Source organism: Dechloromonas sp. ZY10, assembly GCF_041378895.1.
GTDB lineage: Bacteria > Pseudomonadota > Gammaproteobacteria > Burkholderiales > Rhodocyclaceae > Azonexus > Azonexus aquae.
In genome coordinates this window covers 1,737,595-1,758,397 of sequence record NZ_CP144212.1, presented here as the reverse complement: position 1 = coordinate 1,758,397, position 20,803 = coordinate 1,737,595, and the positions used below count along the sequence as shown (strand labels likewise).

Annotated in this window: 19 protein-coding genes; 12 read left to right on the top strand and 7 right to left on the bottom strand. The window is 63.7% G+C overall.

Annotation, left to right across the window (positions count from 1 at the left end; translation table 11 throughout):
- Positions 1-521: 521 nt before the first annotated feature.
- Together VX159_RS08050 and VX159_RS08045 are read left to right on the top strand one after the other, a co-directional pair.
- Positions 522-1,775 carry an efflux RND transporter periplasmic adaptor subunit gene (locus VX159_RS08050; RefSeq protein ID WP_371325456.1) on the top strand — a complete coding sequence of 418 codons (1,254 nt, stop codon included), beginning with the start codon at positions 522-524 and terminating at the stop codon, positions 1,773-1,775.
- Between the two features lie 9 nt (positions 1,776-1,784).
- Positions 1,785-4,874, top strand: coding sequence for an efflux RND transporter permease subunit (locus VX159_RS08045; protein ID WP_371325455.1), 3,090 nt, complete (start codon positions 1,785-1,787; stop codon positions 4,872-4,874).
- A gap of 157 nt (positions 4,875-5,031) precedes the next feature.
- Here VX159_RS08045 and VX159_RS08040 read toward each other — a convergent pair whose 3' ends face one another.
- Both VX159_RS08040 and VX159_RS08035 read right to left on the bottom strand, forming a co-directional pair.
- Positions 5,032-7,728 carry a cation-translocating P-type ATPase gene (locus VX159_RS08040; protein ID WP_371325454.1) on the bottom strand — a complete coding sequence of 899 codons (2,697 nt, stop codon included), beginning with the start codon at positions 7,726-7,728 and terminating at the stop codon, positions 5,032-5,034.
- Positions 7,729-7,732: 4 nt separating this feature from the next.
- Positions 7,733-8,677 carry a sodium:calcium antiporter gene (locus VX159_RS08035; protein ID WP_371325453.1) on the bottom strand — a complete coding sequence of 315 codons (945 nt, stop codon included), beginning with the start codon at positions 8,675-8,677 and terminating at the stop codon, positions 7,733-7,735.
- A gap of 226 nt (positions 8,678-8,903) precedes the next feature.
- Between VX159_RS08035 and tadA the strand changes: the two genes are divergently transcribed.
- Positions 8,904-9,422 carry a tRNA adenosine(34) deaminase TadA gene (gene tadA / locus VX159_RS08030; RefSeq protein ID WP_371325452.1) on the top strand — a complete coding sequence of 173 codons (519 nt, stop codon included), beginning with the start codon at positions 8,904-8,906 and terminating at the stop codon, positions 9,420-9,422.
- Positions 9,419-9,901, top strand: coding sequence for a L,D-transpeptidase family protein (locus VX159_RS08025; RefSeq protein ID WP_371325451.1), 483 nt, complete (start codon positions 9,419-9,421; stop codon positions 9,899-9,901). The genes tadA and VX159_RS08025 overlap by 4 nt, the downstream gene beginning before the upstream one ends.
- On the opposite strand, the gene VX159_RS08020 is transcribed toward VX159_RS08025, so the two are convergent.
- Both VX159_RS08020 and VX159_RS08015 read right to left on the bottom strand, forming a co-directional pair.
- On the bottom strand, positions 9,871-10,620 hold the full coding sequence (locus VX159_RS08020; protein WP_371325450.1) for an NRDE family protein: 750 nt from the start codon (positions 10,618-10,620) through the stop codon (positions 9,871-9,873). The two genes, VX159_RS08025 and VX159_RS08020, sit on opposite strands and share 31 nt — an antisense overlap.
- Before the next feature lie 24 nt (positions 10,621-10,644).
- Entirely contained in the window at positions 10,645-11,658 is a 1,014-nt protein-coding gene (locus tag VX159_RS08015) for a folate-binding protein YgfZ (RefSeq protein WP_371325449.1), read from the bottom strand.
- Positions 11,659-11,873: 215 nt separating this feature from the next.
- Here VX159_RS08015 and mltG point away from each other — a divergent pair, with 215 nt between their 5' ends.
- The 7 genes from mltG (at position 11,874) to VX159_RS07980 (ending at position 17,261) form a co-directional block, all read left to right on the top strand.
- Complete coding sequence (gene mltG / locus VX159_RS08010; protein WP_371325503.1) at positions 11,874-12,875, top strand: endolytic transglycosylase MltG; 1,002 nt, start codon at positions 11,874-11,876, stop codon at positions 12,873-12,875.
- Positions 12,872-13,510, top strand: a complete 639-nt coding sequence (gene tmk / locus VX159_RS08005; protein ID WP_371325448.1) for a dTMP kinase — start codon at positions 12,872-12,874, stop codon at positions 13,508-13,510. Before mltG ends, tmk begins: the two co-directional genes overlap by 4 nt.
- Positions 13,511-13,512: 2 nt before the next feature.
- A complete protein-coding gene (gene holB / locus VX159_RS08000; protein ID WP_371325447.1) occupies positions 13,513-14,544 on the top strand; it encodes a DNA polymerase III subunit delta' in 1,032 nt (343 codons plus the stop codon).
- 32 nt (positions 14,545-14,576) lie between these two features.
- The gene (locus VX159_RS07995; protein ID WP_371325446.1) at positions 14,577-14,936 is read left to right on the top strand and encodes a PilZ domain-containing protein; all 360 of its coding nucleotides are present in this window, start codon (positions 14,577-14,579) and stop codon (positions 14,934-14,936) included.
- A gap of 197 nt (positions 14,937-15,133) precedes the next feature.
- Positions 15,134-15,913 (top strand): TatD family hydrolase, encoded by a 780-nt coding sequence (locus VX159_RS07990; RefSeq protein ID WP_371325445.1) that lies wholly within the window; start codon positions 15,134-15,136, stop codon positions 15,911-15,913.
- Positions 15,914-15,920: 7 nt separating this feature from the next.
- A complete protein-coding gene (locus tag VX159_RS07985; protein ID WP_371325444.1) occupies positions 15,921-16,583 on the top strand; it encodes an ankyrin repeat domain-containing protein in 663 nt (220 codons plus the stop codon).
- 24 nt (positions 16,584-16,607) lie between these two features.
- Positions 16,608-17,261 (top strand): DsbA family oxidoreductase, encoded by a 654-nt coding sequence (locus tag VX159_RS07980; RefSeq protein ID WP_371325443.1) that lies wholly within the window; start codon positions 16,608-16,610, stop codon positions 17,259-17,261.
- Here VX159_RS07980 and VX159_RS07975 read toward each other — a convergent pair.
- Positions 17,258-17,983 carry a hypothetical protein gene (locus tag VX159_RS07975; protein ID WP_371325442.1) on the bottom strand — a complete coding sequence of 242 codons (726 nt, stop codon included), beginning with the start codon at positions 17,981-17,983 and terminating at the stop codon, positions 17,258-17,260. The two genes, VX159_RS07980 and VX159_RS07975, sit on opposite strands and share 4 nt — an antisense overlap.
- Positions 17,983-18,279 carry a GIY-YIG nuclease family protein gene (locus VX159_RS07970; protein ID WP_371325441.1) on the bottom strand — a complete coding sequence of 99 codons (297 nt, stop codon included), beginning with the start codon at positions 18,277-18,279 and terminating at the stop codon, positions 17,983-17,985. Before VX159_RS07970 ends, VX159_RS07975 begins: the two co-directional genes overlap by 1 nt.
- A 79-nt stretch (positions 18,280-18,358) precedes the next feature.
- Here VX159_RS07970 and dinB point away from each other — a divergent pair, with 79 nt between their 5' ends.
- Positions 18,359-19,492 carry a DNA polymerase IV gene (dinB, locus tag VX159_RS07965; RefSeq protein WP_371325440.1) on the top strand — a complete coding sequence of 378 codons (1,134 nt, stop codon included), beginning with the start codon at positions 18,359-18,361 and terminating at the stop codon, positions 19,490-19,492.
- A 176-nt stretch (positions 19,493-19,668) separates the two neighbouring features.
- Here dinB and ald read toward each other — a convergent pair whose 3' ends face one another.
- Positions 19,669-20,790 carry an alanine dehydrogenase gene (gene ald, locus VX159_RS07960; protein WP_371325439.1) on the bottom strand — a complete coding sequence of 374 codons (1,122 nt, stop codon included), beginning with the start codon at positions 20,788-20,790 and terminating at the stop codon, positions 19,669-19,671.
- Between the last annotated feature and the right edge of the window lie 13 nt (positions 20,791-20,803).

The following is a 20,803-nucleotide window of genomic DNA, read 5'->3' as shown; positions in this document are numbered from 1 at the left end:
AATCATCAATCATACAAATACGGCCAACGTCAGCTACATGGCACTTTCCTGATGGACCGCTTGTGGCCGGAAGCGGAAATCATAACCCAATGGTATGTTGCTCGCCCATCCCTTCGCTCTTTGTTTCTACAGAGAAGGGGGCTTTATGGGGAGTTGATAGGGATATAGAGTGCAGAACAGCTACTGTTAGGGGAACGGGCAGCTAGTAAATATCAATAAAAACAGTGTATTGCAATCGAATGAAGAACTACGAACCAAGGGGTCGGGCGTTCGAATCGCTCCGGGCGCGCCAGTCGATATAAGCATTCAGGCCAATCCTTTGATTGGCTTTTTTGCTTTTCAGGGAGGAATTCTCCCATTGGTTTGCTTGCCACCCATGGTGGCCGCAACCTCTTTTCCGGCAGCCATGCACTTGCGCCGCAGACCAGTTGGCGACCGGACTTTTGCAAATTGTAAAAACCGGCTGTTCGGCCATCGGTTTTCTGTGTCTAATTACGGTTTTGCCTGAATCCGGACACCTCATGCCACCCTCACGCCGCCTTTTGCTTGCCCTGGTTGTCACCGCTCTCGCTGCCGGAGGCGGTGTCTGGTACAGCCGCCAGGGCGGTGACGCCAAGAAGACGACGGCAAAACCGGGGCCGGTACCGGTCACGGTAGCACGTGCCGAAAGCGGCGAGATGCCCTTGTTGCTGAACACCGTCGGGCGGGCCGAGGCCTGGGAGGGAGTGACCCTCAAATCACGGGTCGATGGTCAGGTGGTAGCGGTGGCCTACGCCGATGGTCAGGCGGTGAAGAAGGGCGAAGTCCTGCTGCAGCTGGACCCCAATGATTTTGCCGCCAAGGTGGCGCAGGCCGAGGCGGTGGTTGCTCGGGACGAGGCGCAATTGGCAAAGGCGCGGGCTGATGTCGAACGCTACGCCGGGCTCAAGGCCCGGGGTTTTGTCTCGGACGAAAAGCTGAATGAGATGCGGACCAATGAAATGGCGGTTGCCGCCACCCTCAAGGCCGACCGGGCCGCCCTCGATCTGGCCCGCCTGCAGCTTTCCTACACAACCATCCGTGCGCCGTTTTCCGGCGTAGTCGGCGCCCGCCTGGTATTTCCCGGTTCGGCGGTCAAAACCAACGATACCGCGCTGGCCGTGGTCAACCGGGTCGATCCGCTGCAAGTGAGCTTCTCGGTACCCGAGCGGCATCTTGGCCGCTTGCGTCAAAGTCTCGGCCAGGGGCCGTTGACCGTACAGCTGAATCTGCCGGGCAGCAAGGGCGAGGGCCTCAGCGGCAAGCTGCGCTTTATCGACAACGCGGTCGACCAGGCCACCGGCACCATTGTGCTCAAGGCGGTCGTGGATAATCCGCGCGGCCAATTGACGCCGGGGCAATTCCTCAATGTCAGCGCGACGCTGGAGCGGCTGACCGATGCCGTGCTGGTGCCCAACGAAGCGGTACAGCAAGGGCCGAATGGCAACTTCCTCTACGTCGCCAAAGCCGACGACACCGCCGAGATGCGCAAGATCGAGGTGCTGGCCAGCCATCAGGGCAAATCGGCGATTGGCCAGGGGCTGGCCGCCGGCGAGACGGTGGTCACTGACGGCCAGCTGCGTCTGACGCCGGGGGCTGCGATCCGGATCAAGGAAAAAGGCGGCGACAAAACCGCCGAGAAGGCGGCCGAAAAAGCAGCAGACAAGCCGGCGGATCATGCTGTCGCGCCAGCCAGGGAGGCTGACCCGGCGGCCGGGAAGGGCGCGGCTGCGCCAACCAACGCTGCCGCCCGCTAAGGAATCGCGATGAATCTGCCCGAGTTGTGCATACGTCGTCCGGTGATGACGACGCTGCTGATGGCCGCGATCCTGGTCTTCGGCATTCTTGGCTACCGAGCCTTGCCGGTTTCCGAACTGCCGGCGGTCGACTTTCCCACCATTTCGGTTTCGGCCAGCCTGCCCGGGGCTTCGCCGGAAACCATGGCCGCCGCTGTGGCGACACCTCTGGAAGGCCAGTTTTCGACGATTGCCGGGCTGGAGTCGATGAACTCGACCAGTGCCCAGGGTTCGACCACGATCACGCTGCAATTCGCCTTGAGCCGCGACATCGACGCGGCGGCGCAGGATGTGCAGTCGGCGATTTCGGCGGCCTTGCGCAAGTTGCCGCCGAACATGCCGACGCCACCGTCGTTCCGCAAGGTCAACCCGGCTGACTCGCCGATTTTCTACATCGCGATGTCGTCCGAGACCTTGCCGCTGTCGCTGGTGCATGAATACGCCGAGACCCAGCTGGCACAACGCCTGTCGACCATCCCCGGGGTCGCCCAGGTGCAGATTTACGGCTCGCAGAAGTACGCGGTCCGCGTCCAGGCCAACCCCGACCAGCTGGCGGCGCGCGGTATCGGTCTCGACGAATTGCAGCAGGCAATCGCCCAGGGCAACGTCAACCAGCCGGTCGGCCAGCTCGACGGCAGCCGCCAGACTTTCGCCCTCAAGGATAACGGCCAGCTCAGCAACGCCGCCGCCTACCGGCCGCTGATCGTCAGCTGGCGGAACGGCGCACCGGTGCGCCTGGAAGACGTCGCAACGCCGATCGACAGCGTTGAAAACATCCGCATCGCCAGCTGGAACGTCGATAAGCGCGCCATCGTGCTCGCCATCCAGCGCCAACCCGGCGCCAACACCATCGAAACCGTCGACGCGATCAAGAACGTGCTGCCCGCCTTCCAGGCCAAGCTGCCGGCGGCGCTGACGATGAAAATCCTGTTCGACCGCAGCCACTCGATCCGCGATGCCATCGAGGACGTGCAATTCACCCTGGTGCTCTCGGGTTTCCTGGTGATCATGGTGATCCTGCTCTTCCTGCGCAACCTGTCGGCGACGGTAATCCCCAGCCTGGCGCTGCCGCTGTCGGTGGTCGGCACCTTCGCCGTGATGCATCTGCTCGGCTACAGCCTAGACAACCTGTCGCTGCTGGCGCTGACGCTCTCGGTCGGCTTCGTTGTCGACGACGCCATCGTGATGCTGGAAAACATCATCCGCCACGTCGAAGCTGGCGAAACGCCATTCCAGGCCGCGATCAAGGGGGCAGGGGAGATCGGCTTCACGATCATCTCGATGACCCTGTCGCTGATCGCGGTGTTCATCCCGGTGCTATTCATGCAGGGCATCGTCGGCCGGCTGTTGAACGAATTTGCGGTCACCATCTGCGTTGCAATTCTGGTCTCCGGCTTCGTTTCGCTGACCCTGACGCCGATGCTGTGCAGCCGCTATGTGCGGCACGCCGAGCCGGACGCACACGGCCGCGTCTTCATGCTCTTCGAGCGTTTTTTTGCCACGCTGCTGGCGGCTTACGAAAAAACCCTGCGCTGGTCGCTGGCGCACAAGCGCAGCGTGCTGGCCAGCTTTTTCGCCACCATCGGCCTGAGCATCTGGTTGTTCACCCTGGTACCCAAGGACTTCCTGCCCAGCGGTGACTCCGGCCAGATCATCGCCTTTACCGAAGGGGCGCAGGATGCCTCATTCGCCTCGATGGTGCAGCACCAGCGAATGGTTGCCGAAATCGTCGCGCAGGACCCGGATATTGCCTCCTTCATGTCGGCGGTCGGTGCCGGCGGTATCCGCCCGACGGCCAATACCGGCACCGTGTTCATGATTCTCAAGCCGCGCAGCGAACGCAGTTCGACGCCGGACCAGATCATCCAGCGGCTGCGCCCCAAGCTGGCGCAGGTGCCGGGAATCAAGGTCTACATGCAGAACCCGCCGGTGATCCGCATCGGCGGCCAGGTCACCGCCGCGCAATACCAATACACGCTACAAAGCACCGACCTCGACGAGCTCTACCAATGGACCGGAACGCTGACCCAGAAAATCCGCCAGCTGCCCGGTTTTGTCGATGTCGCCAACAACCTCAATAACCTCAGTCCGGTGGTCGGCGTCGAGGTCGACCGCGACAAGCTGGCAGCGCTCGGCCTCAGTTTCGGCCAGGTTGAGGATGCCTTGCAGAGCGCCTTCAGCGCCCGCCAGGTATCGACCATCTACGGCAGTACGGCGCAATACCAGGTAATCCTCGAAGTCGCGCCGGAATACCAGGCCGACCCGCAAGCCCTGTCGCGGCTTTACGTACGCGGCGGCAAGCTGATCCCGCTCGACACGGTGGCTCGCTTCACCAAAAAAACACAGGCGTTGACGGTCAACCACCAGGGCCAGCTGCCTTCGGTCACCATCTCGTTCAACCTGCTGCCCGGCGTTTCGCTCGGCGACGCGGTCGACCGGATCAAGGCCCTGGAGTCCGAAATCAGCGTCCCGGCCTCGCTCGCCACCAGCCTGCAAGGCACGGCGCAGGCCTTCCAGTCCTCGCTGCAAGGCCTTGGCGTGCTGCTGCTGGTCGCTGTGCTGGTCGTCTATCTGGTGCTCGGGATTCTCTACGAGAGCTTCATCCACCCGCTGACCATCCTCTCCGGCCTGCCTTCGGCCGGCCTCGGGGCGCTGATCACGCTGCTGGTGTTCAAGGTCGACCTCAGTCTCTACGCCTTCGTCGGGGTGATCCTGCTGATCGGCATCGTCAAGAAGAACGCGATCATGATGATCGACTTCGCGCTGGAAAAACGCCGCAAGGACGGCGCCGACGCCTATACCGCGATCTACCAGGCCAGCGTGATCCGCTTCCGCCCGATCATGATGACCACCATGGCAGCGCTGGTCGGCACCCTGCCAATTGCCCTGGGCATCGGCGCCGGTGCGGAAGTCCGCCAACCGCTCGGCCTCGCCGTCGTCGGCGGGCTGCTGCTGTCGCAAGTGCTGACCCTCTACCTGACGCCAGTGATCTACCTCTACCTCGACCGCTACACCCGCGACGAAGCGGTGACCGATGGCGCGGAGAAAACGCCGGCCTGAGCGGCAGCAGGGCTGGAGGCAATCACAGGAGTGCTGCTAGCGGATACCGTAGTCCGGCGTGCGCCTTGGCAACCGCATTGGCCACCCGCCACGGTCGACCCGCAAAAACGCTGATTTTCAGCGTCGACCGTGGCAAGCCGCTTTTCTGAGCGCCCTCTCAGCGCCCCAGCAAGCGCAGCGCCAGCTTGCGGGCTTCTTCGAACAGCAGGGTGGTTGAGGCCACCGCGATGCACAGCCCCCATTCGGCGGCGTCGAGGTCGACGGTGTCGAAGATGGCTTGTGCCGGCCCCCAATGCACGGCAACGACTTGCAGCGCGACGACCGCGAACAGCGCCAGCCACAGCTTGCCGTTGCTGAAGAACTGGCGGTTGAAGGCGCTGCCGTGTTCGGCGCGGGCGTTGAAGATGTTGAAGAACTGGAACAGCACGAAGACGGTGAAGGCCAGCGTGGTGGCCGTGGCGGCGCCGGCGTGTTGCAGGCCCCAGGTGTAGAGGCCGAGGGTGCCGACGGCCATGGTCAGCCCGTACAGCGCGACCCGCGCCAGGCGGCCGGTGGACAGGATGGCGCTGCCGCCGGCGCGCGGGGCTTCGTGCATGATGCCGGGCCGCGCCGGTTCGACGCCGAGGGTCATGGCCGGCGGGCCGTCCATGATGATATTCACCCACAAGATCTGGATCGCGGTGAACGGCGTGGCCAGCCCGAGGAAGGGCGCGCCGAGTACGGTGAGGATGGCGCCGATGTTGGTCGATAGCTGGAAGCGGACGAATTTGACGATGTTTTCGTAGATGGTGCGGCCTTCCTCGACGGCGCGGACGATGGAGGCGAAATTGTCGTCAGTCAGCACCAGGGTCGCCGCTTCCTTGGTCACTTCGGTGCCGGTGATTCCCATCGCCACGCCGATGTCGGCGGTTTTCAGCGCCGGCGCGTCGTTGACCCCGTCGCCGGTCATCGCCACGACCTGCCCCTGCGCCTGCAATGCCTCGACAATGCGCATCTTGTGTTCCGGCGCGACGCGGGCAAAGACCGCGCTGCGCTCGACCAGCGCCGCGACTGCGGCCGGGCTCAGGCCGTCGAGTTCGCGGCCGGCGTGGGTTTCGCCAACCAGCCCGAGTTCGCGGGCAATCGCGGCGGCGGTGACCGGATGATCGCCGGTAATCATCTTGACCCGGACGCCGGCGGCGGCACAGACGGCGATGGCCTCGCGCGCCTCGCTGCGCGGCGGGTCGATGATTCCGACCAGAGCGCTCAGCGTCAACCCCTCGGCCCAGCGCAGCATGGTTTCGGGCGGTGCTGCCGGGTCGAACTCGGCCGCCGGGATGCTGCGCCCGGCCAGCGCCAGCACCCGCATCGCCGCCCCGGCCAGGCGTTCGTTTTCGTCGCGGAGTAGGGCTGCAGCGGCGGCATCGAGCGGAACCTTGCCGTGCGGGCCGAGCACCTGGCTGCAGCGGGCGAGGACCACGTCGGGCGCACCCTTGAGCCAGACCCGGACCTGGTCGCCATCGTGGTGGAAGGTGGCCATGAACTTGTGCGCCGAATCGAAGGGAATCTCGGCAATGCGTGGCGTTGCTTCGTTGAGCCGCAAGGGGTCGAGCCCGGCTTTGGCCGCCAGCGCCAGCAGGGCGCCTTCGGTCGGGTCGCCGATCAGTTCGCCATCGCGAATCCGCGCATCGGCGCACAGGGCGGCGGACAGCAGGGCTTGCGCCAATTGGCTGGCGGGCAGGGCAGTGCCTTCGCTGCAACGAATGTCGCCGCTGCCGGTATAGCCGTCGCCACTGACCTGATAGCGCTGACCGGCACAGTAGAGCGTCTTGGCGGTCATCTGGTTGAGGGTCAGGGTGCCGGTCTTGTCGGAGCAGATCACCGTGGTGCAGCCCAGGGTTTCGACGGCGGCGAGCTTTTTGACAATCGCGTTGCGCTTGGCCATCCGGTGCATGCCCAGCGCCAGGGTGACCGTGACCACCGCCGGCAGGCCTTCCGGAATCGCCGCCACCGCCAGCGCAATCGCGGTCATCGCGGTGTGCACCAGATCGTCGCCGCGCCACAGGCCGGCGACGAACATCAGGCCGACGACGCCGCTGGCGATCAGGGCCAGCTTTTTGCCCAAGGCATCGAGTTGTTGCTGCAGCGGCGTTGCCGATTCGGCGGTTTCGGCCAGCAAGCCGGCCAGCCGCCCCATCTCGGTCTGCATCCCGGTCGCCACCACCACCGCCTCAAGACGGCCACGGGTCACCACGGTATTCATGAAGAGCAGGTTGCTGCGCTCGGCCAGCACCGCGTCGGCAGCCACGGCCGCCGGAGTTTTGGCGACCGCATGCGATTCGCCGGTCAGTGCCGCTTCGGCGACTTCGGCGGCGTGCGCGCCGAGCACCCGCGCATCAGCGGGAATCCGGTCGCCGGCTTCCAGCAGCAGAATGTCGCCGGGCACCAGTTGCGCGGCCTCAACTTGCTGCACCTCGCCGCCACGGCGCACCCGCGCTACCGGTGCGAGCATGTTGCGCAAGGCGGCGAGCGCATTCTCCGCCCGGTGTTCCTGAAAAAAGCCGAGCGAGGCGTTGAGCAGTACCACCAGCACGATCACCACCGCATCCTTGACCTCGCCGACCGCGCCGGCGAGCAGGCCGGCGCCAAGCAGGATCAGCACCAGCAGGCTGCGGAACTGGTCGAGGAATTTCAGCCAGGCCGGGCGCGGTGGCCGTTCGGCGAGGCGGTTTTCGCCATGCCGCGCCAGCCTTTGCGCGATCTCCGCCGGGCTCAAGCCGGATTCGGGGCTGACCGTCAGTTGCGCCAGCACCTCGGTGCTGTCCTGCGCGTGCCAGGCGGGTTGGGGAAAAGAAGGAGATGTCGGGGAGGGCATGGCTTTATCCGGCAAGGGTGAAGAGGATGAACAGGCAATAGATCGCCAGCAGCGGCAATGCCCGCCAGCGTTGCAGCCAACCGTTGGCGGCGGGCCACAGCAGGGCGACCGAGAGCATGCCGAGGAACAGGGCCGGCAGCACGCTGGCGGCGGCAATAGTGATCGGATGCAGGCCGGCGGCCACGCCGACGATGCACAGGCCGTTGAACAAATTGCTGCCGAGCAGGGTGCCGACGCCGATATCGTCGTGGCCCCGCCAGCGCGCCAGCAGCACGGTGGCCAGTTCCGGCAGCGAGGTGCCGAAGGCAACAATCAGCGCACCGATGATGTAACTGTTGATTCCCCAGGTGGCCGCCAGGTTGCTGGCGCTGCCGACGAACAGATGGCCGGCCGCCACCAGCAGCGCCAAGCCACCAAGGCCGTACCAAGTCCAGCCCGCCACAGGCTGGCTGTGAGCCTCGTTGTCGCTGCGGGCTTCACTGCGCGCTCGTTCGCGCCGGGCCTGGCGCAGCTTGTGCAGTATCCAGCCGGCAAACAGCGCAAGCAGAAGCAAGGCGTCGCCCCGTCCGAGTTGCCCATCAAGCAGCAACAGCCCGGTCAGCGCCGGAATTGCCAGTGCCAGTGCGAAATCGCCGGCAAAGGCTCGACGTTCGGCCTGGATCGGGCCGAACAGCAGGGCCAGAGCAAAAATCAGGGCGAGATTGAGCACATTGCTGCCCAAAGCATCGCCAAGGCCGATTTGCGGCGCCCCTTCAAGCGCCGCGATGCTTGAAACGGTGAATTCGGGACTGGAGGTGGCAAAGGCGGCCAGCGTCGTTGCCGCAATTGCCGAGGGAATCCGCCAGGCGCTCGCCGCGCCGACGACGGCGCGAACAAAGGCTTCGCCGCCCAAAGCCGCAAAAGCGATGGCTGTACATAGCGTCAGCAGGTCGGAAAAAGGAAAGCTCATTGCAGGTCAGGCTCGGATTGGCCGGCACAGCCGGTGGCATGCCCCGAGTATAACTTTGGTCGGATTGGCTTTTTCCGCAGGCAAGCTTCGAGGAAACCGAAGGGTGGCAAGCTCCGATGCCGGTGATGAGTTCGGTTAAGATAGCGCCCCGCCACCGGCCCGATCCATTCCTTGATCAGGCGCCGCGCAGGCGATCTGTTTGCCGACCACCCGATTGCCACAACCGATGACCGACCTGATCCTGACTGTTCTTGATGACGCATTTTTCATGCGCGAGGCCATGTCGCTGGCAGAAGCCGCCGGCTGCCTCGGCGAAGTGCCGGTCGGCGCGGTGGTGGTCAAGGACGGGCAGATTGTCGGGCGCGGTTTCAATTCGCCGATTGGCGAACACGATCCGACCGCGCATGCCGAAATTGCGGCTTTGCGCGATGCGGCGCGCAATCTCGGTAATTACCGGCTGCCCGGCTGCGAGCTGTTCGTCACCCTGGAGCCCTGTGCGATGTGTGCCGGTGCGATCATGCATGCGCGTATCGCCCGCGTCGTCTATGGCGCGCGCGACGCCAAGACCGGGGTGCATGGCAGCGTGGTCGACCTGTTCGGGGTCGAACGGCTGAATCACCACACCCAGGTCGAAGGTGGCGTGCTCGCCGAGGAGTGCGGCCGGCTGCTGTCCGATTTTTTTGCCGCTCGCCGCCGCGCCGCCAAGGAGGAACAAAAACGGACCCGTCTGGAGACTGGCGCATGAGGATCATGGTTTCGGTTGCCCGGCAGATGCTGACCCTGCTTGCCGATGATGGCCGGGTTTTACGCGAATATTCGGTGTCGACCGCAACGGCCGGCGTCGGCGAGGTGCCGGGCAGTTATCGCACGCCGCGCGGCCGGCACCTGATCCGCGCCAAGATCGGCGACGGCCAGCCAGAAAATACGGTGTTTGTCCGCCGCCGGCCGACCGGCGAAATCTGGACGCCCGAACTGGCTGCTGCCCATCCCGGTCGCGACTGGATCCTGACCCGCATCCTGTGGCTTTCCGGCTGCGAACCGGGATTCAACCGGGGCGGCGATTGCGACACCATGCGCCGCTATATCTACATCCACGGCAGCCCGGACAGCGCCGAGATGGGCCGCCCCGGCTCGCACGGCTGCATTCGCATGCGCAACGCCGACTTGGTCGAACTGTTCGCGCAGGTCCCCTGTTACACGCTGGTCGAAATCAGCGAGGACTGAAGCGCGGCCCCGTGCGGGCCGTAGCTTTGTTCGTGTAGTTGCACGATGCCGTCGGCCCGCTGCCAGACTACGGTCGACGCGCGCGTGCCGTAATTTTCCGAACGCACGAAAATCGCCGACAGGCGGCGCTCCCATTCCAGCGAAACGCCGGTTTGCGGCAGTTCATGGTCGGGAACGATTTCATCGTCGGCCAGCAGAGAGACAAATACCTGCTCGTCCGGCAATTGCGGCAGAGCAGCGGCAAACCGCTCGCGGGCCTTGAGCAGCTTGGGCCAAGGACTGTCAAGCAGGCGGTTGGACAGGCCATAAACGCCGGGGTCCAGGGTTTGTGGCGAACCACCGCGATTGGAAAAATAGGCGAGTTGCTCGCCGTCGGCGACCAGCAGGTTGAAGCCGGCGTAGTCGGCGCCGGCCAGAGCCTGCAAATAGGGCAGGGCCGCCTGCTCGCCGCAGAGAAAGTCGCGGGTCAATTGCCCCCGGCTGTAGCGACCAGGCGGCTGGCCGGGTTCGCGGACATTGGTGACGGCGGCAAAGCGCCCGCGCTCGGTGATCCCGAGCCAGGTACCGCCGGCCTCCAGGTCGCGGCCGGCAATCACCTGCGGTGATTCCGGCCAGTGCGTAGCGGCGGCGGTCGGGCGCGCGTAAAACTCGTCGCGGTTGGCGGCAACAACCAGCGGATAGTCGGGGTGTACCCGCCAGCCGATCACGATCAGGCACATCGTTTGCCGCCTGCGCGCTCTTGATCAGGGATTGACTGCAACCGCCTGCAGCAGCGGACCGTCGAGCGCGCCCAGATGCACATCGCCGGCATGACTGGACTGAATCACCGCCAGCCCGGCAAAACCGCCCTCCGGGGCTGCGGCGGCGGTCATGATCAGGCCCACCGACTGATCCGGGTTGCCGGGTGAATGCAGTACATCGCCGGCCTTGAACTCAGCCGCGCAACTGACCCGGAACAGGTGGCGCTTGACCTTGCCCAGGTACTGGGTACGGGCGACGATTTCCTGGCCCGGATAGCAGCCCTTGTGGAAGCTGACGCCGCCAATTTTTTCGAAATCGGCCATCTGTGGCACGAATTCTTCCTTGGTCGCCAGCGTCACCAGTGGGAAAGCCGCACGTACGTCGAGCCAGCGCCACACCGGCACGCCGGCCGGGCGGGCCTTGACGCTGAGCTTCTGCCACAGGTCGGGAAGGGCGCTGACCGGGGTTGCGATCAGGTAGCGCCCGGCTTCAAGGCGCACCACTTCGTGCTCGCCTGCCAGCGCCAGCCCAAGATCCTCGGCCGGGCAGGGCAGACCGGCATCAGCCAATGCCTCACCGGCTTGCGGACCGGCCAGACCGAGCATGACGCGCTCGGCGCAGGCGGTCAGCTTGACCTTGGAGCGCAGGATGAACATCGGCAAGCGCTTGAGGGTGAATTCGACCAGATCGGCCGATAGCAGCAGGCGATAAGCGTCGGCGTTTTGCCAGACCAGGAAGCTGGCCTGCATCCGCCCCTTGGCCGAACACCAGCCGGCATGCTGGGCGTGCGCCGCAGGCAGGTGATTGATGTCGCTGGTGAACTGGTTGTGCAGGAAACTCTTGGCATCGTCGCCGTGGGCCTCCAGTTGCGCCAGATGCGTCAGCGGGACCAGGACGGTCTGGCCGGCGGCGGCCTGCAGTTCGCCGGCAGGGTCGCCAAAGCTGATCAGTTCGGCGGCATCGGCAGAAAATTCGCCCTCGGCCGATTCGAGAAAACTGCGCCAGTTCGGATTCATGAAAACTCCTGTCAGGAAAGGTTGACCGTGGAAGGGTGCCGCAGCGGCAGAAATCCGCTACTGCGTGCAGCCGGCCGGGACCACGGGCGGGTTCATCGCTTATTATATCGTCCCTTGGGGGCCGGCCTTGGGCTCAGCCCTTTGTCCGTTTCCGGTGTTGCTGCCCTCCGGGCTGAGGCAGACCGGTCCGCCCGTCGCGAGTTCCCGTGTTTTCCCTGTTTCGATTCTTCGTTCGCCTGTTTTTATTCCTGCTGCTACTGGTCGCGCTGGCTGGCGGTGCGGCCTGGTGGTGGCTGCAAACACCCTTGCAGTTGCGGCAGACCCCGGTCGATTTCCGGATTCCGGCAGGTAGCAGCCTGCGCGCTGCGATTGGCCAGATGCAGGCGGCCGGCGTCGCTGTTCCGACCTGGCCGTTGCTGGCGCTGGCCCGGCTGCAGGGCGCGGAAACCGGAATCAAGGCCGGCAGCTATTCGCTGAACGCCGGTACCACGCCGCTGCAATTGCTCGACAAGCTGGTGCGCGGCAAGGTCACCCAGGGCGAATTGGTGCTGATCGAAGGCTGGACCTTCCGCCAGTGGCGGCAGCGGCTCGATGCTCACCCCGACCTGAGCCACGACAGCGCTGGTCTGCCCGAGGCCGAGTTGGCCCGTCGCCTCGGCTTGCCGGGCGAGCGCCTCGATGGCTGGCTGTTCCCCGATACCTATCTGTTCGACAAGCATTCCTCCGACCTTGAGCTGCTGGCCCGCGCCCGGCGTGCGCAGCAGCAGCGGCTCGATGCCGAATGGGCGGTACGGGCCACCAACCTGCCGTACCGTTCGCCACAGGAGGCACTGGTCATGGCCTCGATCGTCGAAAAGGAAACCGGCCGCGAAGCCGACCGGAGCCTGGTCGCCGCCGTTTTCGTCAATCGCCTGCGCCTGGGGATGCGGCTGCAGACCGATCCAAGCGTGATCTACGGGCTGGGCGAGCGTTTCGACGGCAACCTGCGCAAGGACGACTTGCTGACCGATACCCCTTACAACACCTACACCCGCGCTGGCTTGCCGCCGACGCCGATTGCGATGCCGGGCCTGGCTTCGCTGCGTGCCGCACTGCATCCGGCCAGCAGCGATGCCTTGTATTTTGTCGCCCGCGGCGATGGCAGCAGCGAGTTCTCACGGACCCTGGAAGAACACAATCGCGCGGTTAACCGCTACCAGAGAGGAAAACGACCATGAAATTCCCGGAGGCGCCGAATCCCACGCTGCCAGGCAAGTTCATCACCTTTGAAGGCATCGACGGTGCCGGCAAGAGCAGCCACGTCGACTGGCTGGCCGACTGGCTGCGCAGCCGTGGCCTGAGCGTACGCGTTACCCGTGAACCGGGGGGCACCGAACTGGGCGAAAAGCTGCGGGGCTTGCTGCTGAACGAAGAAATGCACCTGGAAACCGAAACCCTGCTGATGTTTGCAGCCCGCCGCGAACACCTGGCGAAACTGATCGAGCCTGCACTGGCCGCTGGCGAATGGGTCATCTGCGACCGTTTCAGCGACGCCACCTATGCTTACCAGGGTGGCGGGCGCGGTCTCGACCGGCACAAACTCCAGGTTCTGGAGCAGTGGGTACATGGGCATCGCCAGCCCGACCTGACGCTGGTTTTCGATCTGCCGCTGGAGGTTGCCCGCGAGCGCATTGCGCTGGCCAACCGCCATCTCGACCGCTTCGAGCAGGAACGCGCCGAATTCCATCAGCGGGTCCGCCTCGCCTATCTCGAACGGGCTCGGCTGCACCCTGAGCGGATGCATGTCATCAACTCGGATCGGGTCATTGAAGCGATTCGTAAAGAACTTGAACAAATTGTTTCAAGTATCTGAAAATGAATGAAATAGAGCTTCATCAAAAAGTCTGGAAAGGCCTTCAGGGACGGCGCGAAAAGCTACCCCATGCGCTGCTACTGGTCGGTCAGCGCGGCATTGGAAAATTTGCCCTGGCCCGCCATTTTGCCGCCAGCCTGCTTTGCGAAAAGCCGCAAGCCGACGGGCGCGCTTGCGGGCAGTGCCTGGCTTGCAATTGGTTTGCACAGGGCAATCACCCCGACTTCCGCCTCTTGCAACCGGAAGCACTGGCCGAAGAAGGCGAGGCTGACGACAACAAGGAAAGCAAAAAGAAGCCGAGCCAGCAGATCACCATCGAGCAGATTCGCGGCCTCGACGAATTTCTGAATGTTGGCACCCATCGCGGCGGCCTGCGCGTCGTCCTCGTCCATCCGACCGAGGCGATGAATCGCAACTCCGCGAACGCGCTTCTTAAAACACTTGAAGAACCGGCGCCAAGTACATTGTTTTTAATGGTTTCAAGCGAACCAAACCGGCTCTTGCCGACGATCCGCAGTCGCTGCCAGGCAATTCCGGTGCCGCTGCCTTCGAGCGCCCTGGCTGAGCGCCTGCTGAGCGAAGCCGGGCTGGCCGAGGCCGAGCGCTGGCTGGCCTTGGCCGGCGGCGCGCCGCTGTTGGCCAGCGAACTGGCGGCATCAGGGCAGGGAGCCTGGCTGGACCAGCTGTGCCGGCGTTTGAGCAATGCCCGGGAGCTCGATCCACTGGCCGCCGCCGGCGAGTTTGACAAGGCGATCAAGGATGCCAAGGGCAAACTCTTGCTCAAGCAGATCGTCGAGGCGCTGCAAAAATGGCTGATCGACCTGACGCTGGCTGCCAACGACCTGCCGGTTCGCTATTTTCTGCCGCAACAGGCGGCAATCCGCAACCTCGCTGCTATGATTCCCGATGTGCGGCTGATCCAGGCCTACCGCGCGCTGAATAGCCGGCGCCAGGAGGCCGAACAACCGCTGAACGCACGCCTGTTCCTGGAAAGCCTGTTCGTCGAATATCGTGCGCTGTTCGTCCCGCGTTAGCCGAGTCCCGTTCCGAGCCCCTGTCGATTGCCATGAGCGAAACCAAACCTGCCGCCCGCCCCAGCGTGCTGTCGCTGAACATCAACTCGCGTTCGGCCCTCTACGCCGCCTTCATGCCGCATCTCAAGCATGGCGGAATTTTCATCCCGACCACCCGCCCGTACAAATTGGGCGACGAAGTATTCATGCTGCTGTCGCTGATGGATGATCCGACCAAGCTGCCGATCGCCGGTACCGTCGTCTGGCTGACGCCGGGCGGTGCCCAGAACGGCCGGGCGCAAGGCGTCGGCATCCATTTCAACAAGGATGAGAGCGGTCAGGATGCACGGCGCAAGATTGAGGGTTTGCTTGGCGGCGTACTCGGTTCCTCGCGCCCGACCCATACCCTGTAGTCGGGCAGGAAGCTGCTTTTCTCGAATTTCCACGGTCGACCGTAGAAATAAGCAAAAACAAATAGTTAAACTGTGTTTTTAATGTAAAAATCGAAGTTAACAGGTCTTTGGCAACATTCAACGACAGCCACGACCTTGCCAAGCCGAGTGCTTGGCCGCTTCTTTAGCCTGGTGACAGACCCGGTACGGATTGAAAGATGATTGTCGATTCACATTGCCACCTTGATTTTCCCGACCTTGCCCAACGCCTGCCGGAGGTTCTGCAGCGGATGCAGGAAAACGGTGTCGGCGCCGCCGTTTGCATTGGTGTCAATCTCGAAGATTTCCCCCGGGTGCTGGCACTGGCCGAGCAGGATCAGCGTCTGTACGCCACCGTTGGCGTGCATCCCGAATACACCGATGTCGAAGAGCCCGACCTTGCCCGTCTGCTGGCCTTGGCCGACCATCCCAAGGTGATCGCCATCGGTGAAACCGGCCTCGATTACTACTGGCAGAAGGACCAGCCGGAATGGCAGCGCGAGCGCTTTCGCACCCATATCCGAGCCGCCCGCGCCTGCGGCAAGCCGTTGGTGGTGCATACCCGCGAATCGGCGGACGATACCTTGCGGGTGTTGCGCGAGGAGGGTGCCGAGGCGGTTGGCGGGGTGATGCACTGCTTTACCGAAAACTGGGAAATTGCACGCAGCGCGCTCGATCTCGGCTTTTACCTGTCGTTTTCGGGCATCGTCACTTTCAAGAACGCGACCATCGTCAAGGAGGTTGCCAGCCGTTGCCCGCTCGACCGGCTGCTGGTCGAGACCGACGCGCCGTACCTGGCGCCGGTTCCCTATCGCGGCAAGCCGAACGAACCGGCCTATGTCCGCTACGTCGCCGAAGAAATCGCCCGCCTGCGTGAACTACCGGTCGCCGAGGTGATCGCCGCCAGTACCGACAATTTCTTCACACTTTTCTCCCACGCCCGTCGCCCTGCTGAATGAGCCTGATATGAGCCCCAAACGCCTGTTGACCGTAGTTATCGCGCTGAGCCTGCCGCTTTTCGTCCAGGCTGCGACTTACGACGACCTGATTACTGCCGCCAAGATGGGCGATGCTCAGGAAATCGCCAACCTGACCGCACGCGGCGCTTCGGTCGACACCACCGACATCGACGGCAACACGCTGTTGATGCTCGCCGCCCGCGATGGCCACGCCGGGGTCGTCGACATCCTGATCCAGCAGCGCGCCAAGCTCAATGCCCGCAATTCGGATGGCGACAGCGCCTTGCGCCTGGCGGCTTTCCGCGGCCATCAAAAGGTGGTCGAATTGCTGCTGGCTGCCGGCGCGACACCGAACAATCCGGGCTGGACGCCGCTGGCCTACGCCGCTTTCGCCGGCCACCTGGAGATCGCCCGCCTGCTGCTCAAGGCCGGGGCGAATATTAACGCTGCCGCCGAAAACGGCATGACCCCGCTGATCGTCGCCGCCCGCAACGGGCACTTGCCGGTGGTCAAGCTGCTGCTTGCCAACGGCGCCGACGTGGCGCTGACCACCGAGGCCGGCGATACCGCTGCCGACCTGGCCTTGCGCGGCGGCAATACCGACATCGTCGACGTGTTGCGCCAGGCTGGCGGCCGCTTCAGTCGTTCAGTCGACCTGGAGGTCCGCTAAGGACTTCCGCCGACCGAGCCTGCCATGCTGACCCTGGAAATTGTTTCCGACATCGTCTGTCCCTGGTGTTATATCGGCACACGCCGGCTCGATGCCGCGCTGGCCGAAATTCGCCAGGAGTTTCCCGACTTTGCTTGCCGCATTTTGTGGCGGCCGTTTTTCCTCAATCCGGATACGCCGCCGGCCGGCGAACCCTACTTGCCTTTCCTGATCGACAAGTTTGGCAGCCGCGAGCGCGTCGAGGCGATTTTTGCCCAGGTCCGTATGGCTGGCGCGGTGTATGGCCTGGTGTACGAATTCGAAAAAATCGCGGTCCGCGCCAACACCCTGGCTGCCCACCGCTTGATTGGTCGGGTTCAGGCCGCCGGGGAGGATGCCCGGCCGCTGGTCGAGCGCCTGTTTGCCGCGCAATTCGTCGAAGGGAAGAACGTCGGCGACCCCGAGGTCTTGCTCGATCTTGCCGGCGAGCTGGGCTACCCACGCGAGGAAATTTGCGATTTTCTCGCGTCGACCGTGGGGATTGCCGAGTTGCGAGCCAGCGAGCGCGAATTCCGCCTGGCCGGAGTCAATAGCGTGCCAACCTTCATTCTCGACCGGCAACTTGCCGTGGTCGGTGCCGAAGACCCGGCTCGACTGGCTGCGGCAATCCGCAGCCGGCTGACTGCCACGGCAGCCTAGGGCCGCGCCGGTCTGGCTCCGCCCCGAGCGGCCGGGGCCTGCAGCCGCTTCCTGATTTCGCCATCGCATGACTGACTGACCCGCTCATATTCCTCGGGGGCATCAACCGCCGCTTGCGCCACCTCAACCGCCGCCAGCCGACGCTGAATGAAGGGCAGCCAGCGTTCGTCAAGTTCCTTTTGCAGACGTTCGCCCACTTGTCCGGCCGCTCCGCGCCACGGCTGCGGATCGGCAGTAAAGCGGGCGGCAAAGGTGGCCGCCAGCTCCTGCTCGATTGCAACGGCATGCTGGCGATAAGCCTCGACGTGCTTCTGCTCATGCGCCAAAATTTCCTGATAGGCGCAACTGCCGGGTGGAAATTCACTGGCAACGTGCACTGTCAGCGGCGCATAGCCAAAACTCACCTGCAATTGCGGGCTCAGGCATTCCCAGCGGCCGCTGGGGTCGACCAGGCGCGGTGCCCGCAACGCAATCCGCGCCACTACCTTGCCCCGTGTCAGGCCGAGTACGGTCTGGTTCGGACGAGTCCGTTCTCCGGCCAGGCTGGTCAGGGTACGGTAGCTATAGCGATCGTCCTGCTTGACCGCTTCGTCCAGTCGTTGCAAGTCAACACTGGGCTTGGGCAATTCGCCGCAAGGGTCGGCGGCGAGCAACGGCCAGGCCGCCAAAAGCAGCGCTCCCGCCAGCCAGAGACGCCGGAACAGGACCGTGCGAGTTACCATCAGTCACTCCCCGCCACAGGCCCGGGAGGCATTGTCGGCAGTCCGAGTACTGCTGCATAGCGCCGCTTTTCGCCTGGACTCAACTGCTTGACCCGGAACTCCTCGCGGGCAGCTGCCGCGCGGTCGCCATGAACAGCCCAGGCCAGGAGTTGTTGCGGTGGATGCGAACGAGTGTAGCGCGCCCCTTTCCCGGCACAATGCGCAGCGTAACGGGCCGCCACATCAACCGTGATACCGGTATAAATACTACCGTCACGGCATTCGATCAAATAGAGGAACCAGGGTTTGTCAGACACGCGGCCAGCGATCCTGCGGCAAGAAAAAGGGGAAGGGAAAACCGGCAACATTCTAGCGCAAAAGCGATATACTGTATTTATGAACAGCTATCGTCGTATTGCCCACCTCGACATGGATGCCTTCTTCGCTTCGGTCGAGTTGCTGCATTATCCTGGGTTGCGCGGGCAGCCGGTCGTGGTCGGCGGGCGGAACGTACCGACTGGCGGCAGCGATGGCTTTGCCCGTTTGCGCGACTATCGCGGCCGAGGCGTAGCAACCACGGCGACTTACGAAGCCCGCAAGCTGGGGGTACATTCCGGGATCGGACTGATGAAGGCGGCCCAACTGGCGCCGGATGCGATCCTGCTACCGGCCAACTTCGCCGCGTATCGCGAATATTCCCGGCGCTTCAAGGCTGCTGTCGCAGAAATCGCACCGCTGATCGAAGATCGCGGGATTGACGAAATCTACATCGACCTCAGCCAGCTACCGCAAGCCTCGCGGCCGCTGGCTGAAACGATCAAGGCAGCCGCGCACCAAGCCACCGGGCTGAGTTGTTCGATTGGCATCGCGCCAAACAAGCTGCTGGCCAAAATCTGCTCCGACCTCGACAAACCAGACGGGGTCACCTTGCTCAGTATCGACGATCTGCCGACCCGGATCTGGCCCTTGCCGGTTCGTCGGATCAACGGCATCGGCCCCAAAACCGGCGAACGCCTCGCCACGCTGGGCATTGAGACCATCGGCCAACTGGCGGCCCAGCCGCCGGATGCCCTGATCGCCCATTTTGGCCTGCAAACCGGGCGCTGGCTGCACCGTGCGGCGCATGGCATCGACGACAGGCCGCTGGAACTGGCCAGCGAACCCAAGTCGATCAGCCGCGAAACCACCTTTGAGCGCGATCTCGACGTGCGTGCCGACCGGGCACAACTATCGGAAATCTTTACCGACCTCTGCCAGCGCGTTGCCGCCGACCTGCAACGCAAAGGCTATCGTGGCCGGACGATTGGCATCAAGCTGCGCTATGCCGACTTCCGCACCGCAACCCGCGACCTGACCATGCCGCTGGCCGTCGATGACCCCGGGCGAATCCGCAAAGCGGCCGGTGAATGCCTGAAACGCGTTGCCCTCGACCGTCGGCTGCGTCTGCTCGGGGTCCGCGTCGGCGGCCTGGAGGCGGCTGGAGCAGGGGAGTCGGCTCCGGTAGGACAACAGGAACTACCGCTTTTCTAAATAGGGCACTGACTCCAAACAGGTCCTGGCTATCATCGCAGAAGCTACCCGGGCAGGTGCAAGCCAACGGCTACGGGTACTCCAATACAGCCCCTGAAAAACAAAATAAATAACTTCAACTATCAGCTATAAGAAATTGAAATTAAATATTTTTCAAGCAGATTCAATGCCCCGGCTTAGATAATTTTCAGCACTTGCTCCGCGTCGACCGTGGGAATCCCTTGCGCCTCTCCGACCGGAGCGCAAGTCAGCTGGCCGGCGTGCAGGTTAAGGCCGTTGCGCAGGTGCGGGTCGGCCCGCAAGGCCTGAACCCACCCCAGGTCGGCAAGCGCCATCACAAAGGGCAGGGTGGCATTGTTGAGTGCCAGCGTCGAGGTGCGCGCTACGGCTCCCGGCATGTTGGCAACGCAGTAATGGACGACACCATCAACGCTATAGGTTGGATCGGCATGCGTGGTGGGCCGGCTCGTCGCAAAGCATCCTCCCTGATCAATTGCCACATCGACCAGCACGGTCCCCGGATGCAACCGGCTGATTTGTTCGCGGTCGAGCAGACGAGGGGCTGCGGCACCTGGTATCAGCACGGCGCCGACGATCAGATCGGCTGTCAGGCAAGCCGCTTCAATATTATCCCGGGTTGCGAACAGCGTCCGGACCCGCCCGGAAAATTGTGCATCCAGCCAGCGCAGACGCTCTCCCGAGCGCTCGATCAGGGTCACATCGGCTCCCAGTCCGAGTGCCATCCGCGCTGCATTGTACCCAACCACGCCACCACCAAGAATGGCAACACGCCCTGGCGCCACTCCCGGCACACCGCCGAGCAGAATGCCGGCGCCACCCCGCGACTTTTCCAGGCAACTGGCGCCCGCCTGGATCGCCATCCGGCCAGCTACTTCGCTCATTGGCGCAAGCAGCGGCAAACCGCCACCGGGTGCGGTCACGGTTTCATAGGCAATCGCAGTCACCCCGGAAGCAAGCAGCAAGGCCAGCTGTTGCGGATCAGGTGCCAGATGCAGATAGGTAAACAGGATCTGGCCGGCACGCAGTTGCCGACATTCGTCAGGCTGTGGTTCCTTGATCTTGACGATCAATTCGGCCCGGGCAAATACCTCGGCAGCGTTTGCCACCAATTCAGCACCCGCTACCAGATAATCGGTATCGGCAAAGCCGACTCCGGCACCGGCCGAGGTTTCGACCAGAACCCGATGCCCGCGTTGCGTCAGTTCGCGAACACTCCCCGGAGTCAGGCCAACCCGGTATTCGTGGTTCTTGATTTCCTTCGGAACACCTAGCAGCATTTTCAATACCTCC

Excerpts from the sequence above, each read along its gene's own strand:
- VX159_RS08015 (WP_371325449.1), bottom strand. The coding sequence starts at position 11,658 with ATGAATCCGAACTGGCGCAGTTTTCTCGAATCGGCCGAGGGCGAATTT.
- holB (WP_371325447.1), top strand. The coding sequence starts at position 13,513 with ATGAATGAAATAGAGCTTCATCAAAAAGTCTGGAAAGGCCTTCAGGGA.
- VX159_RS08050 (WP_371325456.1), top strand. The coding sequence starts at position 522 with ATGCCACCCTCACGCCGCCTTTTGCTTGCCCTGGTTGTCACCGCTCTC.
- VX159_RS07995 (WP_371325446.1), top strand. The coding sequence starts at position 14,577 with ATGAGCGAAACCAAACCTGCCGCCCGCCCCAGCGTGCTGTCGCTGAAC.
- VX159_RS08020 (WP_371325450.1), bottom strand. The coding sequence starts at position 10,620 with ATGTGCCTGATCGTGATCGGCTGGCGGGTACACCCCGACTATCCGCTG.
- VX159_RS07990 (WP_371325445.1), top strand. The coding sequence starts at position 15,134 with ATGATTGTCGATTCACATTGCCACCTTGATTTTCCCGACCTTGCCCAA.
- VX159_RS07985 (WP_371325444.1), top strand. The coding sequence starts at position 15,921 with ATGAGCCCCAAACGCCTGTTGACCGTAGTTATCGCGCTGAGCCTGCCG.
- VX159_RS08045 (WP_371325455.1), top strand. The coding sequence starts at position 1,785 with ATGAATCTGCCCGAGTTGTGCATACGTCGTCCGGTGATGACGACGCTG.
- VX159_RS08035 (WP_371325453.1), bottom strand. The coding sequence starts at position 8,677 with ATGAGCTTTCCTTTTTCCGACCTGCTGACGCTATGTACAGCCATCGCT.
- tmk (WP_371325448.1), top strand. The coding sequence starts at position 12,872 with ATGAAATTCCCGGAGGCGCCGAATCCCACGCTGCCAGGCAAGTTCATC.
- dinB (WP_371325440.1), top strand. The coding sequence starts at position 18,359 with ATGAACAGCTATCGTCGTATTGCCCACCTCGACATGGATGCCTTCTTC.
- VX159_RS07980 (WP_371325443.1), top strand. The coding sequence starts at position 16,608 with ATGCTGACCCTGGAAATTGTTTCCGACATCGTCTGTCCCTGGTGTTAT.
- tadA (WP_371325452.1), top strand. The coding sequence starts at position 8,904 with ATGACCGACCTGATCCTGACTGTTCTTGATGACGCATTTTTCATGCGC.
- VX159_RS08025 (WP_371325451.1), top strand. The coding sequence starts at position 9,419 with ATGAGGATCATGGTTTCGGTTGCCCGGCAGATGCTGACCCTGCTTGCC.
- ald (WP_371325439.1), bottom strand. The coding sequence starts at position 20,790 with ATGCTGCTAGGTGTTCCGAAGGAAATCAAGAACCACGAATACCGGGTT.
- VX159_RS08040 (WP_371325454.1), bottom strand. The coding sequence starts at position 7,728 with ATGCCCTCCCCGACATCTCCTTCTTTTCCCCAACCCGCCTGGCACGCG.
- VX159_RS07975 (WP_371325442.1), bottom strand. The coding sequence starts at position 17,983 with ATGGTAACTCGCACGGTCCTGTTCCGGCGTCTCTGGCTGGCGGGAGCG.